Here is a 16,274-nt window from a genome sequence, read left to right as displayed (position 1 = left end):
AAAAGTATTGCCATGAAAAACATGTTTTCAAATGCAGGCTCTCTTACTTCGGGCGAAAATATTTCATACTGGATACAGTCGGTTGAACCATTACCGTTTGAACGGGTAAACCAGGATATTGATGCAGAAGTATTGATAGTAGGTGGCGGCATTGCCGGTTTAACAACGGGTTATTTGCTGGCTAAGGCTGGGAAACAGGTTGTGCTTGTTGATGACGGTTTAATTGGTAGTGGTGAAACAGGAAGAACAACGGCGCACCTTACCTGCGCATTGGATGACCGCTATTATAACCTTGAAGAAATTTTTGGTAAGGATGGAAGCCGTCTTGCCGCCGAAAGTCATCGCGAAGCCATTAATCAAATAGAAAGAATTGTACATGAATTGCGTATCGATTGTAATTTTCAACGGTTAAATGGGTATCTGTTCCTGCATCCATCCGACAAAAGAAAGAACCTCGAAAAAGAATTGCTGGCAACACAACAGGCCGGATTAAATACCCTGTGGCTCGAAAGTACGCCTGGCATGCCTGCCAGTGCTGGTCCCTGTATTGAATTTACCGATCAGGCACAGTTTCATATAATGAAATACCTGCATGGCCTGGCAAGAGGATTTACCTCACTGGGCGGAAAAATTTTTACGCAATCAAAAGCGGTAAATATTAATAAAAATGGAGCAGTATGTAATGGATATAAGATAAAGGCACGTCACATTGTGGTGGCAACCAATTCGCCGGTGAACGATCTGGTAACCATGCATACTAAACAATTTCCATTTCGCACCTATGTAATCGCTGCACCCATTCTTAAAGGAGCGGTACAGCCTGCACTATGGTGGGATACCGGTGATATGAAGTCGAAATGGTATACGAAGCCTTATCATTATGTGCGAACAGAGCCTTTTAATGAAAGTTACGACCTGCTGATCAGCGGCGGCGAAGATCATAAAACAGGCCAGGCCGATTCGGAAGATATTCCTGAAGAGGAACGGTACAGAAACCTGATTAACTGGACACGCAACCATTTCCCCGTAGTGAATGACATCGTTTATAAATGGTCGGGACAGGTACTGGAGCCGCTTGATTCACTCGCTTTCATTGGAAAAAATCCTGGCGATGAAAATGTGTACATTATAACCGGCGACAGCGGCAATGGTATGACGCATGGTACACTGGGTGGTATGATCATTACCGATCTGATAACGAGTCGCGAAAATCCATGGACATCGTTGTATTCACCTCGCCGGTTACCGGTTAAAGTACCGGGCATTTATCTGAAAGAAGTAGCCAACATGGCTGCGCAGTATGCCGACTGGATCACTAAAGCCGATATAAAAGATGCCGATCAGTTACGCCCCGGCGAAGGCGCCATTTTAAGTAAAGGATTGAAACGGTATGCTGTTTATAAAGATGAGCAGAATAATATTCATGCCTGCAGCGCCATGTGTCCGCACCTGGGATGCGTAGTGCACTGGAATGCCGAAGAAAGAACATTCGATTGCCCATGTCATGGGTCGCGGTTTACAAAAGAAGGAACAGTGATCAACGGGCCTGCTACAGCTGATTTAAAACAGGTACAGGTGGGCGATCTGGAAGAAGCCGGGAGCAGGAAGTAGTTTCAGTGGGCAGTAGGCAATGGTAAAAGAGCAAAAGTATTAAGGCTGAAAAAGAGAAAAGGAGCAACCCGAAACGAGTTGCTCCTTTTTCTATCCTGAGCGAAGTCGAAGGATTAACTATTCAATAAAAATCTTTTCAACTTTTTTGCCGCTGTCGGTTATTACGGTAATAAAGTACATGCCTTTGGCAACCTGTTGTACCGGTAACTGATTATTGTTGCCGGTTGCATTAACATATTTAATGAGCCGGCCGGTTGCATCTCGCAATTCAATGCGGTTGCAGTTAACCGAAGTAGTGATGTATGCTACACCTTTTACAATCGGGTTAGGCTTTACGTTTATAGTAAAATCATTATCAATGTTATTCAGTTTACGTACCGGCGACCAGGTGAATTTTCCGTCTTTATCTGTTAGTTTTAAACGATAGTAATTAATGCCGGTGGCCATTTGCTGATCGGTAAACTGGTAATTTGTTGCGGTTGAACTGTTGCCTGCGGCACTTACTGTACCTATTGAAGTGAAGGTAATACCGTCGGTACTTCTTTCAATAATAAACTGGTCGGTGTTTATTTCCTGGAATGTTGTCCATTGTAACAAAGCAGTAGCATTATTTTTTACTGCGGTAAACACACCTAATACCAATGGCAAAGGCTTGTTTTGTCCGGGGCCGCCGCTGTTGATCCAGAATTCTGAAAAGTTGCTTACCTGGTATTCGGCATAATACCCGTTGTCGTACGGTATAATATCAACTGCTGATGGACTAATAAAGTTATAGGTTCCGCTTCCGTTATCGGCTAATGTGCCATTTTCTTCTGCAGGCGCATTGCTGTATTGTGTAACGCCTGCTGCATATGCATCGGAAATGGTGCTGCAGGTACCGCAGCCTGTAGCATTGATCAGGTTGTTGGTTTCGGTATTCAGGAAATAATAGCGAACACTAACCGGTGACGTGGGGGCATTGGTGGGTTGAATTACAATATTTCTGTCGAGATAATATTGATATCCATCGTTGCGCACGCTGCCGGTATTGATGTACACTCTAACATCGGTGCTTCCTAAATTCTGTCCGTTTGGATTGATAGATACTACGCGGTTGCCGCCCGAATTAAAGTGTATCCAGTTGTTGCCGCTAACGCTTTGTGTTAATCCGCTTGTTATGTTGGCGCCGCTGTAAATGGCTGCTTTATCAAATACGTGAATGTCGTCGATGCCTACACCTTCATAAGTAACACCCGGGTCGCCGTACATAACAATTCTGAAGCGTACTGTGCCGGGGCTTGCCATTGTTGGTAAATCAAAGCTCGATACCTGCCAGCGGGTTACTGATGTTTTCCATGCCTGGTAGGTGGCATTGTCGTACCAGTTGGTTCCGCTGCCTGTGTTGCCCAGTTTAAGCCAGTTTTGGCCGTCGGTTGAGTATTCGACCCAGTGAAAATCGCAATTGCAATTATCTTCTGTTCTGAAAATATGGCTGAAAGATAATACCGGTTGCGTTAAACCGCTTAAATCGAAACAGGGCGAATACAGGTATGAATATTCATTGTTGTTATAATTACCTGTTAAATTGGTAACCCATGCATTGGTGCCATTGGCTGCTTTATTAATGATGGTACCAGCCGGTTGTCCCCATTGCCAGCTGCTGTTGATACCGCCGGTGTACCAGTCGCCTGCACTTGTTTCAAAACCTTCGAGATAAGGGAAGCTGGTAATAAGTGGTGACGTATGGAATGAATTGGAAATGGTATCGTTGCTTGTATAATTATCGGTTGCGTAATGCGCCCATGTGGTCAACGTATATTGCTGGTAGGCCGACAGGTTGGCTGTTTGCGCAAAAGGATAGTTTATGGTTGCGCCGGCTGCAATAGACGGAATGCTTTCGGTAACAATGGTTCCGTTATTGATTTGATACGAAACGGGCACATTGGTTAATGTAGCGGCACTGTAATTTTTTACCTGAACGGTAATTGTTTCTGCATTACTCATAGCGCATACATTGGTGGTTACCGGAGTAACCAGCTGTACCATGGCCACATCATCGGTTGCCAGCGTAATGGTGATGTCATCATAAGTGAAACCATCATCGAGGTTACCATCCGGTATAACCGAATTTGCAGACCGGTATCCCTGTTCTCCGAACCTGATCTGAAAACTGCTGCTTATTGTTTGTGCAGGAACGGCATTGGCTAAAGTTTCAGTGATATTTATGGGTGCTACAGCACGATATACGCCAAAGTCGGAAGAAGTGTAGGGTAGCGTGAATACAGGCAACCAGATGTCGTATTCACTTCCACGAATCCATATCTTGTTGGCACCGGCACTAAAATCAATTCCCTGGTTGCGGTAATAAAACGACAGCCATATCTGATCGGTAGGCAAATAGCTGCTCAGGTTAAAGGTAGTAAAGAGGCTATCAGCCGAAGCAGTGCCAGTGTATTTTTGATCGAGTGTTACAGCGCGGCTACCGCTACGGGCTATGCCGGTGTTTATAAAAGTACGGGCACGTCCGGTGGTTGTATTCGATGTGAAATCGCAGCGGTCGAGACCATCAAAACCAAGTGTTGTTGAATAATTGGTTTGATCGGTTGCGGTTTCAAAATCTTCTATATAAGATGGACTTAAAGTTATTGGATCGTTTTGCAGCTGCTTAACAATGGTAACCAGTGTATCGTTCGAATGCAGGGCATCGCTGGCATAATCAACCCATGCTTTTACTGTATAGGTTCCTGTGGCAGAAAAATCGAACGGCGTGCTGAATGTATATGTATAGGTTGAACCGGCCGCAATGCTTTGTGTAGATGCTTCGGTTACGGTTGAACCGCCATTTACCTGATAGGATATATTGAACGATCCTGAAGAAGCTACGGTGCTCAGGTTTTTAATGCGAACCTGTGGGGCAACCGATCCCAGTTGCGAACTGGTGTACATACGGCCGGTTACAGGCGCTACGAGTAAATCGGGCGTGAAATCGTTGTCGAATGTGGGCGAAGCGCAGGCCCCGCCAGATGGAACAACGCTTACGGCAATAGAGCGCCGGCCGGCGGTAGTGCCTATCACCGGTCGAACTGCAAGCCAGTAGGTGCTGTCTTTATTTAAACCGCCCAGTAAATAACCGGTGCCGGTGGTGGTGGCCACTGTTTGCATGTCGCTGCCTTTCAGCATCATAATATCGTAGCTGGTGGCAGAAGTAACCGCACTCCAGGTTAAATCGGCATAGCCCGGGCAAGTATTGGTAACAGTTATTGAAGTAGTATCTAATATTACAAAACTAAAATCACTTACATCGCTGTAGCTGGCGCTGTTTCGGCTTACCCGCATCAGGGCGTTTGTTGCAATGAGCGGTGAGGGTATCGTCCAGGCATACAACCGGCTGGTGGCCGATACGTTGTTATCGATGGTCGTCCAGGTACTGCCATTATCTATTGAATATTCAATGGTAAAGTTGCTGGTGTTGGGGTCCGAAGCGCTCCAGCGAATGATTTCCGATTCGCCGGGCACCAGAGTTTCTTCACCAAACGGATATTCGACTTTTATTTCGGGAGCAATTATCTGATAAACTACCACATAGCTCTGTGGTCCCTGTGGAATGCTGGTTCCGTTTACGGTTACCGTAAAATTGCCCGAAGGCGGATTGTTTATAACAACCTGCTCAATATTATTTTTGCTATCAACTCCTTCAACGGCTACATTGCCAACACTACCCGAAGCCGGATTCAGTATTAACGGATAACGAAGGGTAGCATCGGGCGCTGTAACAGTTAAATCGAGGTTGTTCACCAGGGTAGTGGCTGCATAAGGTGCTGCTGCCGCATCGTTCCAGTACAACATGATCTTAATTTGTGCTGTACCGGCTGGTACCGAAGGAATGGTAAAGGTTCCGGTTCCTCCGGTATTCATTATGCCGTTGAAGAAATAATTATTTTCAATAGCCTGCACGGCATTAAAGGCATTCAGGTTTCCAAAGCCATAAATAAAATCGGGCCCTGCATTACCTAAATCGTCGGCTGTGTTACAGGCCATTGCTTTTATTAATTCCGAGGAAGGGTTGGCGCCTCCATGCAACTGGCGGTAGCGTTCGTACAATAATCCCAGCGTGCCTGTAACTGTAGGTGTAGACATACTGGTACCTGAACTGGTGCCATAGTTATTGTAGGGAAGGGTTGAAACTATACCGGATCCGCCGGCTACAATTTCGGGTTTTAAACGGCCGTCGGCAACAGGCCCGCCACTTGAAAAAGTTGATATAATGTAATTTGAATTATTTACTGAACCAACGGTAAGTACGTTTTTGCCGCTTTGAAAACCCGATTTAACCGTGCCGTACATAGCGGGAAAGGGTGAACATGTTAAACTTCCATCATTACCCGCTGCAAATACATGCAACAGCGAAGGCTCGCTGGTCATTTGTGCATCGAGGTAATTACTCAATACATCGTACTGACCTTCGCCCGAGCAACCTGTGGCCGCTGAATGGTATGAATTATTGGTGAGCACCATGTTATAATCATACGCGTAATAAGGCGCGTTTACCAGTATATCGCTGAAATATTGACCAATTATTGTAGCCTGCGGGGCCATTCCTTTATTCTTCGGGTTCACAATACCTGCACCTGCCATGGTACCCATAGTATGCGTACCATGCGAAGCGGGGTTGGCCGGGTTTCTGTTGATCAAACGGCCCGAAAAATCGATATGGGTAGAAGCATCGCCATCGTCGCCAATACCTAATGTAACATTGCTGCCCTGCAAATTACGGCCGGCGGCAGCGCTTAGCATATTCACTGAATGGGCGCCCCGGTTTTTGTAATTGACGGCCACCGGTTTCATTTGCTGGCTGCTTACATAAGCAACAAATGGAAGCGTGGCAATTTTTTGAACAACGTTGGCAGCAGCATCGATAAACACAACGTGGGCCGGCTGAATTTTTGTTTCAGTTATATGGGCGCCGGCTTCTTTTAATTCGGCAATGGCTTCGGTTTTATTGATATTTCCAAAAATACTAACTGCAATCAGTTTGTCGGGATCGCGCATGGATTGTTTTAGCTGTTGTACCAGGTCGGGCGCTATCTTGTTTTTTGCATCCAGCGTATATACTCCGGCGATATTGCTTTTTTTAAGCGTAGCGGAACTAAGCTGATCATTTATTTCGGCCAGAAAAGTGTTGTCGGGAATATAGTCGAACAATAAAATACCCTCGCTTGCCAGTGCCTGCCGCTCAGCTGCATCGGGCAGTTTGTTAAACTGAACAAGTGTATAAAACCTGTTTTTGTAATGAAATTTATTTAATGAATCTGAAATGTGTACATCGTTCCGTAAGTTCTTTAACCTGCTAAGTGTACCGCTTTTTAAACGAACCGGCCGGGAAATGTCCTGAGCTGATGCGGCACCAATAAGCAATAAAAAAGAGAAGAGTAAAGGGTATTTCATCTACGGATTTTTTAATAGGAAAATGGGTTTGCAAGGTTATTGCCAATGGAGTTAAAATGCTGCCTGTTATAAACGGATTTAGGACAATATTATTATCGTGTATATTTCTGTGCAATTAGCTTAAAGTCAATTAAATAAGATTTGTGAAGTGTATAAATAATTCCTATTAAACAGTTGCGGGGAAATTATTTACTGTTTAACCAATGGCCGGGGCCGGTACCTGCTTGTTAACCGGCCGGTTATCGATAAATTTGCAACCGAATAGTTACATAAATTGATCTTATGCGACGTGATGTTTTTCAGGCAATAGCCGACCCCACCCGGCGGGAAATTATCGGCCTTTTGGCCATCAACACTTTGACGTTAAATGGTGTGGCCGAAAATTTTGATGTTAGCCGGCCGGCCATTTCAAAGCATATAAAAATATTAACCGAATGCGGACTGGTTGAAATTACCCAACAGGGCCGTGAACGGTATTGCCGGGTTAATTTCAATAAACTAAAGGAAGTGAGTGACTGGGTAGCGCAGTTTCATGAGTTCTGGTCGAAAAAGCTGGATGCGCTGGGTGATCTGCTGGAAGAAGGGGAGAAATTAAGAATGAAAAATAAAAAATGAGAAATAAGAAATGAAAAAGTAAGGGGAAAATAAAAACCGGAATTTGAGAGCGTTACTTCCAAATTCCGGTTTTTGTATTCTAAACTTATTACTTACAACTTACTACTTACTACTGTTTCTACTAATGATGATGGTGCTGATGTTTGTCTGTTTCTTTAGTAAATTCTTCAACGCTTACCGGTTTTTCGGTGGCTTTAACATGTTGTTCGGCCCATTCGAATACTTTTTCAGTTTGAATGCGATGGTAGCTGTCTTCAACAAACTTTTTGTCATTCATCATGCGGGTGATGTAATCGGCAATCCAGGGTTGCTCTTCTTCCTGCATGTTCATGCCCATATAACCGAATAACTGTTGTTTGGCAAAAGCCTCGATGTCTTCTTTCTTCACTTCAATATTGTTTTCCTGAACAACTTTATCGGTAATCAGCGTCCATTTAAGCTGGTTGATAAAGGTCGGGAATTCGTGCTCCACTTCATCCTGTGTTTTGGGCTCTTCGCCATTGGTTTGCATCCAGCGTTTGAGGAACGATTCAGGGAATTCGATTTTGGTATGGTCTACCAGTACGTGATATACTTCGTGCTGTAAATGATTTTTCGCCTGTTTATCCCAGTATCCCTGAATTTCTTCTTTTATTTCGTTACGAAATTCAGCTTCGGTTTTTATTTCTTTTTTGGGGTAAGCTGCTTTAAAGAATTCTTCATTCATTTCGGCCTTTTCAACCAATCCTACTTTGGTGATGGTCATTTTAAAGAATTTGCCGGCAGCGGCTGCATCGTGTTTATCAAGGCCAAGGTCGTTCAGTACCCATTCTCTTTCTTTTTCATCGAAAGTCTTGTTCAGCTGAATGGTGAACACATCGTCTTTCTTTTTGCCAATGAGGTTGCTGCGGAATGATTCTGCAAAGTATTTTACCAGTAACGAATTGTCTTTTGTAATGCCGCCTTCAACTTCGTTGCCGGCTTCATCGCTTTCGGTAAAAGTTACATTCAGCACATTATCGTCGCCGGTTACTGTTTCGGGATCGGTCATTTTACCATGGCGCAGCTGTAAACGGTTCACTTCTTCGTTGATCATTTCTTCGGTAACCGTTACTTTGTAGCGGGTCATTTTTTCTTTACCCAGATCGATAACGGAAAAGCCCGGTTTTAAACCCACTTCAAAATCAAATATATATTCCGTGGGGTTATTCATGTCGATCTTCGGACCTTCCGATTGAGGCAGTGGTAAAGGCTGGGCAAAGATTTCTATCTTTTCATTCACCATGTAACTGCTCAGTTCTTTTTCAACTGTTCTGATCACCTCATCGGCAAAAACCGACTGGCCATGCATTTTTTTGATGACTCCCGAAGGTACCATACCCTTACGGAATCCTGGTATATTTGCTTGTTTACTATAATTTTTGAGTGCTTTTTCAAAAGAAGGCAGATAATCTGCACCGGCTACCTTTATGGTAATCTTGTCGTTCAGCAGACCGATATTCTCCCTGGTTACTGTTGCCATAGCTCTTTTTTTTAAATTGGGTTGCAAAGGTAAGGCAATCGCGCAAATCGGTCAAATGAGTCGTAGTGTTCAAACGGACCGGACAGGCCTTTTGAGTCATTTTAATCAAAGATTGTGAGTTAGGGCAACCTTTCCGGAGCATAACCCTACTGGCCTGAACCATTGATTAGTAATTGTTTAATACTATACATTCCCTTTAATTGCCTGACCGGGCTCCCCCTCTTGGGTTCTGATAATTTTAGATTTTTTTGACTTTTTTCAACTTTCAAAGCTTATCCTGCAAAATCAGCAGGGGTACATGGGTTTCATAGGCCATGGCCGTAGTGTGGTTTTTTGAAAAAACCCTTTCAAGGAAAGTGTGCTTATGGGCAACCATTGCCAGCAGTTCGGCTGATTGCGATTTCAGGTATTTATTAATGCCCTGGGTTACGGCAGGGTCTTCGATAGTAACATACTCGTGGTTGTAACCTTCAAAAATTATTTCAGAATTTTTTTTGCCAACCAGTTCCTGTTCCGAAATACCGCCATGATTTTGGCGCACATATAAAATATGAATGGTGGCCTGAAAAGCTTTTGCCAGCTCAAGCAGGGGTTGAAATAGCTGAATACTCGTTTTATAGGTAAAGTCGCTGGCATAGGCAATATTTTTTACCGGCGTATAGGTGGCGTCGTGTGGAACAATCAATACCGGTGTTTTTACCTTGCGCGATACATTGGTGGTAGTGCTTCCTATGATTTTATCAAGGCCGCCGGCTCCCTTCATACCCATTACAATTAAACCGATTTCCTTTTCGCGGGTAATGGTTTTTATTTCGTCGGATGCTATGCCGATGCGTACCAGCCACTCGATTTCGAGCCCGTATTTCTGATGCAGGAAATCGGCCTCTTTTTTTATGGCCTCTTCATTTTCTTTTTGCAGGGAATCTACAGTAACCATGGCATATGGCACTTCACTGATAGGTGTTGGCAGCATATACGCATGAAAAAGAAGTAGCCTCGCATGTAACAACTTAGCCAGCTCGGCTGCAAATAAAGATGCGTTTCGCGAGGCGGGCGAAAAATCAACCGGCAAGAGAATCGTTTGCATACATAAATAGTTAAGGCTCTATAAAGTTAACAAGTTTGGGTATGTGACGGATAATAAACATCAGTAAAGTAAATGATGATGGTTAGGTAGTTGATTATTATCACTTTTTAGGGAAAAGCTTATGTCAGTTCGGGGAATAAAAAAAGGTGGATCACTTTTGAAAAAGTGATCCACCTTTTAACTTCTGTGCGCATGGAGGGACTCGAACCCCCATACCTCGCGGCATCAGATCCTAAGTCTGACGTGTCTACCAATTTCACCACATGCGCTTATTTTAGTTTTTTGTTCTATATTCTTAGTTCTCAATTAAGTTTAATAAACTTTGAACTCAGAACTTTAGAACTCAAAACTGAATTCGGGGTGCAAACATAGGGCATTTTTACGTAAATTCGTTAACTATGGATTCTGTTGCCGCGATACCGAAATATAATTTGAATGACGACCAAGAAAAAAAGCTCATACTTCGTGAATACCGCGCCCTGTTACGTGTGCTGAAACCCAAATTGAAGCCCGGGGATAAAGAATTGATCCGCCGCGCCTTTGAAATGGCCGCCGACGCCCACAAAACCATGCGCCGTAAAAGTGGAGAACCTTATATCCTTCACCCGCTGGCCGTAGCACGTATATGTGTTGAAGAAATCGGTCTGGGGGTGCGGTCAACTATTTGTTCCCTGTTGCACGACACGGTTGAAGATACCGACGTTACCCTCGAAGACATAGAAAGAGAATTTGGCAGCGAAATCGCCCGCATTGTAGATGGGTTAACGAAAATTTCGAATATAATAGATGTAAATGCTTCGGCACAGGCCGAAAATTTTAAGAAAATCCTTCTCACGCTAACCGATGACCCCCGGGTAATTCTTATAAAGCTGTCTGACCGCCTGCACAATATGCGTACGCTCGACAGCATGAAGCGCGAAAAACAGCTTAAAATTTCTTCCGAAACGGTTTATGTGTATGCCCCGCTGAGCCATCGTATGGGCCTATATAACATTAAAACCGAGCTTGAAGACCTGGCCATGAAATACCTTGAACCTGAAGCGTACAAGGAAATTGCCCGTAAACTGGCCGAAACAAAGCGCGAACGGTCGAGATACATTAATGAATTTATTAAACCGATCAAGGATAAGCTCGATAAAACCGGATACAATTTTGAAATATACGGTCGCCCCAAAAGCATTCACTCCATCTGGAATAAAATGAAAAAGAAAGGGGTGGCATTTGAAGAGGTGTACGACCTGTTTGCCATCCGCGTTATTTTAAACATTCCCCAGGAACAGGAAAAAGAAGGTTGCTGGAAAGTATATTCTGTAATTACCGACGAATATACCCCTTCGCCCGAACGTTTGCGCGACTGGCTCAGCAACCCCAAATCGAATGGGTACGAAGCCCTGCACACAACCGTAATGGGTCCCCAGGGTAAATGGGTGGAGGTTCAGGTGCGCACGCAACGTATGAATGAAATTGCCGAAAAAGGCCTGGCCGCTCACTGGAAATATAAAGAAGGCACTGCCGATGAAAGCCGTTTCGATAAATGGTTTCAACAGATTCGTGAAGTGCTGAATACCCAGGATAGCGATTCCATCGACTTTTTGCACGATTTCAAGACCAGTTTCCTGGCCGAAGAAATATATGTGTATACGCCAAAAGGCGATGTAAAAATGTTGCCGGTCGACAGTACCGCGCTTGATTTTGCTTTTGCCATTCACAGTGCCGTAGGATCGCAGTGTATTGGCGCCAAAATAAACCACAAACTGGTTCCCATCAGCCATAAGCTGCGCAGCGGCGACCAGGTTGAAATTATTACGTCGGCCAAACAGAAGCCAAATGAAGACTGGTTGAATATTGTAGTTACGGCCAAGGCAAAAAGTAAGATAAAGGACGCCCTTAAAGAAGAAAAACGAAAAGTAGCCGACGAAGGAAAGTATGTATTACAGCGGAAGGTCGAACATATGGGAGCCGCCTTTAACCAGCATAATGTTGATGTATTAACTACTTTTTACAAGCTGCAGTCGCCGCTTGATTTGTACTACCAGATATCTATCAAGGCCATCGACTTGAAAGAGCTGAGCGAGTTTCACGTGCTGGGCGATAAACTGGAGCCGCCAAAACCCGTTCGGTTACCTGAAATCAAGGAAACCACACATGCCTTATCGAAAAAAGACGCCGAGCTGATCATCTTTGGCGAAAGCAGCGATAAAATAATGTATACGCTGGCCAACTGCTGTAAACCTATTCCCGGCGATGATGTGTTTGGATTTGTAAGCACCGGAAAAGGGCTTACCATACATCGCACCAATTGTCCGAATGCCGCCAGGTTGCTGGCCAATTATGGACATCGGGTGGTTAAAACAAAATGGGCGAAAAATAAGGAGATATCTTTCCTTACCGGTTTAAAAATTGTTGGCCTGGACGATGTAGGCGTTATTCACAAGATCACCAACCTTATTTCAGGCGAAATGAAAATAAATATTAATGCCATGACCATTGAAGCCAGGGAAGGATTGTTCCATGGCAATATCAGGGTGTATGTGCATGATAAAGAAGAGCTCGACGATCTGGTAAACCGGTTAAAAAAACTACCCGGTATAGAAACCGTTGATCGTTATGATACCGAACAGCAAAATTAAACCGGCGCTTATCTTCCGCCATAACAGCTATAACGTTTCTCCTGTTATATGATACATAATATTATTCTGTTTGACAATACAAACAGCCGGTTATAGCATTATAGCTTTCTTCAGATTTTTCTAACTTCACATATGCATATGGTATACCGTTAGTTATAGTAGTATCACATCTTACTGTAATACATGGTTGAAAACTTTAGCGCATGTTGCACCCGCGGCATGTGCAGCTTATGCAAGGTTGTCTTTGTCTTCACCCACACAATGCCCCGCAACATTTTTTAAATCACGCAAAACCTTATCAGTATGCAATCTGCTTCAGGATAATAATATAACTTTTTCGTCCTCTGTCTTCAACTAACGTTTACGCTTATGTTTAAGCAGCGTTTTTCCTGTCTTTAAAGGGCCGGGACGGAATCCTATTTTCCCGCATTAGTCTCTTTTTTAATACATATTATAAATCAAAAGCTACATGAGTATGAGACAAACTTTGAAACAAGCCCTGCTTGTATTCATAGTGATTGCCTTGCCTGCAATCCTATTGGCACAGACTACTGTGTCTGGTATAGTTACCGGCCCATCCGGCCAACCGATTCCTTTTGCATCTGTTAAAGTGCGTAACACCGCTATTGGTACCGCTACAGATGCTAATGGAAAATTCATCTTAACGGTTCCGCGCAAAGGGACTGTGCTGGAATTTTCAATTATAGGTTATAAAACCCAATCAGTTACTGTAACTGAAAATAGCTCCGGCCTGGTGGTTCAGTTGCAGGAAGACGTAGCCAAATTGGATGAAGTAGTTGTAACGGGCCTGGCTACAAGTACCAAAAGAAGAAACCTGGCTAATGCCGTGGGTACCATATCTGCCAGAGAATTAACAGGTGGCGCGCCGGCACAAACGCTCGATGCAGCCATGAATGGCAAAATTACCGGTGCCTATATCAATGCCAATTCGGGTGCTCCCGGTGGTGGTATTTCTATCAAACTGCGGGGCGTAACCTCTGTATATGGCAATACACAGCCCTTGTTTGTTGTTGATGGAGTGTTTGTTGATAATTCAGCCACACCGGCCGGTTTAAATTCGGTAACCGCAGCAGCGAGGGGAGGCAATTCATCAAACCAGGATAATCCTTCAAGCCGTATAGCCGATCTGCGGGCCGAAGACATTGAGAGCATTGAAATTTTGAAAGGTGCTTCAGCCGCAGCCATTTATGGTTCAAAGGCCGCGGCCGGCGTAGTATTGATCACCACCAAACGCGGTAAACAGGGACAAACAAAAATTAGCTTTTCGCAAAGTCTGGGTTTTGTAAAAGCCCGAAAGCTGCTGGGTACCCGCTCGCTTACTGCCAAAATTGTGCAGGAGCAGAAATGGGATGTTGCTGAATACAATGCTGCCGTTGCTGCCGGCAAAATATATGATTACGAAAAAGAAATATATGGCGAAATCGGGTTTACCCGAAATAGTGCATTAAGCATTAGTGGCGGCAACGACAAAACCAGTTTTTATTTTTCTGCCGCACAAAAAGACGAACAGGGTATTATTAAAAGAACCGGATACCGGAATAATAGTATACGATTAAATGTAGATCACCGCTTAAACGATAATATCCGAATTGGCGTTTCAACCAATTATATCAATTCATCGGCCGACCGGGCATTAACCAATAACGATAATAATTCGGTGACGCTCGGCGTGGCGCTGTCTTCTACGCCTGGGTTTACTGAGCTGCACCCCGATTCACTGGGCAATTATCCAAAGAACAAATACAGCGCTTCGAACCCTATTGAAACAAGGGATAAGGTTACCAATAACGAAGCAATTGACCGTTTTGTAACAGGCGTAAACGTAGATGCCATTTTTCAAAAATCAAACCGCTCAACCACCCGTTTAATAGGCCGTGGAGGTATTGACTTCTATAGCATGAAAACAACTGCCTTATTTCCCAATTCATTACAATTTCAAACAGTAAGTCAGGGAACCAACATACATGGATTTACCAAAAGCCTGAATGCTAACTATATTCTTTCTGTTGTAAATAATTTCATGCCGCTGGAGAATCTTGGTTTTACTACTTCGGCCGGTATTACTCAGGAGCAGGGAGATTTTGATAACCTGTTGAATGTAGCCACCAAAACAGTAGCCGGCCAAACGAATGTTGACCAGGCCAGTGCATTAACGTCGACACAGTTGCGTAATAAATATCAGGACAACGGCATTTTTGTGCAGGAAGAAGCAAACATTTTCGATGCTGTTATTCTTACTGCCGGTATACGATTCGATAAATCAACCAATAACGGCGATGCGAATAAATATTATGCTTACCCTAAGGCTGCTTTATCATGGAATCTTACCCACATGGGTTTTTGGAATATTCCCTTTTTTGATAATCTGAAAATCAGAACTGCTTATGGCCAGGCGGGTAACTTTCCTGCTTTTGGAAGCAAATTCAGCACCATGAGCATATTTAACATTGATGGCAGCATAGGGTTATTGGTGAATACCCTGCGGGGAACTCCCAACATTAAGCCCGAAAGAACCTCTGAAATAGAAGGAGGGGTTGACTTTAGTGTTCTGAAAAGCAGGATTAATGTTGAGGTTACTTTTTATGAAAAAAATATTCAGGATTTTTTGCTGCAGCGTCAAACAGCAGGCTCCAGCGGTTTTTCGAACGAATGGGTGAATGCAGGCAATTTGCGTAACAGGGGTTTCGAAGCAAGTATAAACAGCCAGCCTGTATCTAACAAAAATATTCGCTGGAACACAACAGTAAATTTCTGGACTAATCGTTCCAAAGTAACCAAACTAAATATACCCTCTACCGATCTGGGCGTTTTTGGCCCTTCGTTAGGCACGTTCAGAATTGAGGAAGGGCAATCGGCCACGCAAATCGTTGGCTCGGCCGGCGCTGCGGGCGTAATTAAACTGGGAGATGCGGCGCCAAAATTCCAGATGAACTTTTTTAACGACATCACTTTTCTTAAAAATTTCAGCTTCCGCTTTCTGCTGCATTGGAAATACAAAGGCGATAATATTAACCTGAGCGAATTATTGAACGACTTCGGTGGTACCAGTCCCGATTATGATGAACCTACAAAAGATGGCAGTACAAAAGGTGCTCAACGACTTGCCCAGTACTCTGCAGGTAACAGACAATACCTTATACAAAATGCCAGTTATCTTCGTTTGCGCGAAGTGGCTTTGTATTATACTTTTGGCACTTTGCCGGTACATTTTGTGAAGAACCTGCAGGTAGGCGTTTCGGCAAATAATTATTTTACCCGTACCCCTTACAAAAACTACGATCCTGAAGTATCCAACTTCGGAACCGGTTTTTCTACAAACGTAGATGTAATGCCTTTCCCCTCTTCAAAGCGGGCCACCTTTCATTTATTGGTCGACTTCTAACAA

7 protein-coding genes and 1 tRNA gene are annotated in these 16,274 nt (G+C 43.9%); 4 read left to right on the top strand and 4 right to left on the bottom strand.

All coding sequences use genetic code 11. The features are described 5' to 3' along the window. The first annotated feature begins 12 nt into the window (after nucleotides 1-12). Entirely contained in the window at nucleotides 13-1,611 is a 1,599-nt protein-coding gene (locus tag AC59IL_RS21660) for an FAD-dependent oxidoreductase (RefSeq protein ID WP_496554287.1), read from the top strand. 117 nt (nucleotides 1,612-1,728) lie between these two features. Here AC59IL_RS21660 and AC59IL_RS21655 read toward each other — a convergent pair whose 3' ends face one another. After that, nucleotides 1,729-7,035, bottom strand: a complete 5,307-nt coding sequence (locus tag AC59IL_RS21655; protein ID WP_496554286.1) for a S8 family serine peptidase — start codon at nucleotides 7,033-7,035, stop codon at nucleotides 1,729-1,731. A 282-nt stretch (nucleotides 7,036-7,317) separates the two neighbouring features. Between AC59IL_RS21655 and AC59IL_RS21650 the strand changes: the two genes are divergently transcribed. Continuing rightward, complete coding sequence (locus AC59IL_RS21650) at nucleotides 7,318-7,650, top strand: ArsR/SmtB family transcription factor (RefSeq protein WP_496554285.1); 333 nt, start codon at nucleotides 7,318-7,320, stop codon at nucleotides 7,648-7,650. 121 nt (nucleotides 7,651-7,771) lie between these two features. Here AC59IL_RS21650 and tig read toward each other — a convergent pair whose 3' ends face one another. The 3 genes from tig to AC59IL_RS21635 all read right to left on the bottom strand — a co-directional run bounded on the left by tig (nucleotide 7,772) and on the right by AC59IL_RS21635 (nucleotide 10,507). After that, the gene (gene tig / locus AC59IL_RS21645; protein ID WP_496554284.1) at nucleotides 7,772-9,151 is read right to left on the bottom strand and encodes a trigger factor; all 1,380 of its coding nucleotides are present in this window, start codon (nucleotides 9,149-9,151) and stop codon (nucleotides 7,772-7,774) included. 265 nt (nucleotides 9,152-9,416) lie between these two features. After that, complete coding sequence (locus AC59IL_RS21640; RefSeq protein WP_496554283.1) at nucleotides 9,417-10,238, bottom strand: universal stress protein; 822 nt, start codon at nucleotides 10,236-10,238, stop codon at nucleotides 9,417-9,419. A gap of 187 nt (nucleotides 10,239-10,425) precedes the next feature. Further along, nucleotides 10,426-10,507: transfer RNA gene (locus AC59IL_RS21635), tRNA-Leu, on the bottom strand. Nucleotides 10,508-10,636: 129 nt separating this feature from the next. On the opposite strand from AC59IL_RS21635, the gene AC59IL_RS21630 reads away from it, so the two are divergent. Together AC59IL_RS21630 and AC59IL_RS21625 are read left to right on the top strand one after the other, a co-directional pair. Then, nucleotides 10,637-12,868, top strand: a complete 2,232-nt coding sequence (locus AC59IL_RS21630) for a RelA/SpoT family protein (protein WP_496554282.1) — start codon at nucleotides 10,637-10,639, stop codon at nucleotides 12,866-12,868. Between the two features lie 475 nt (nucleotides 12,869-13,343). Further along, a complete protein-coding gene (locus AC59IL_RS21625) occupies nucleotides 13,344-16,271 on the top strand; it encodes a SusC/RagA family TonB-linked outer membrane protein (protein WP_496554281.1) in 2,928 nt (975 codons plus the stop codon). Nucleotides 16,272-16,274: the final 3 nt, after the last annotated feature.

The organism is Niastella sp. sgz303648 (genome assembly GCF_059587045.1).
Note: the sequence above shows the minus strand (reverse complement) of the source record. Positions and strands in the feature narration are given on the sequence as shown.

Bases quoted from the DNA above. Each gene is read 5' to 3' on its own strand.
- AC59IL_RS21660 (WP_496554287.1), top strand. From the start codon at position 13: ATGAAAAACATGTTTTCAAATGCAGGCTCTCTTACTTCGGGCGAAAAT.
- tig (WP_496554284.1), bottom strand. From the start codon at position 9,151: ATGGCAACAGTAACCAGGGAGAATATCGGTCTGCTGAACGACAAGATT.
- AC59IL_RS21640 (WP_496554283.1), bottom strand. From the start codon at position 10,238: ATGCAAACGATTCTCTTGCCGGTTGATTTTTCGCCCGCCTCGCGAAAC.
- AC59IL_RS21650 (WP_496554285.1), top strand. From the start codon at position 7,318: ATGCGACGTGATGTTTTTCAGGCAATAGCCGACCCCACCCGGCGGGAA.
- AC59IL_RS21655 (WP_496554286.1), bottom strand. From the start codon at position 7,035: ATGAAATACCCTTTACTCTTCTCTTTTTTATTGCTTATTGGTGCCGCA.
- AC59IL_RS21630 (WP_496554282.1), top strand. From the start codon at position 10,637: ATGGATTCTGTTGCCGCGATACCGAAATATAATTTGAATGACGACCAA.
- AC59IL_RS21625 (WP_496554281.1), top strand. From the start codon at position 13,344: ATGAGACAAACTTTGAAACAAGCCCTGCTTGTATTCATAGTGATTGCC.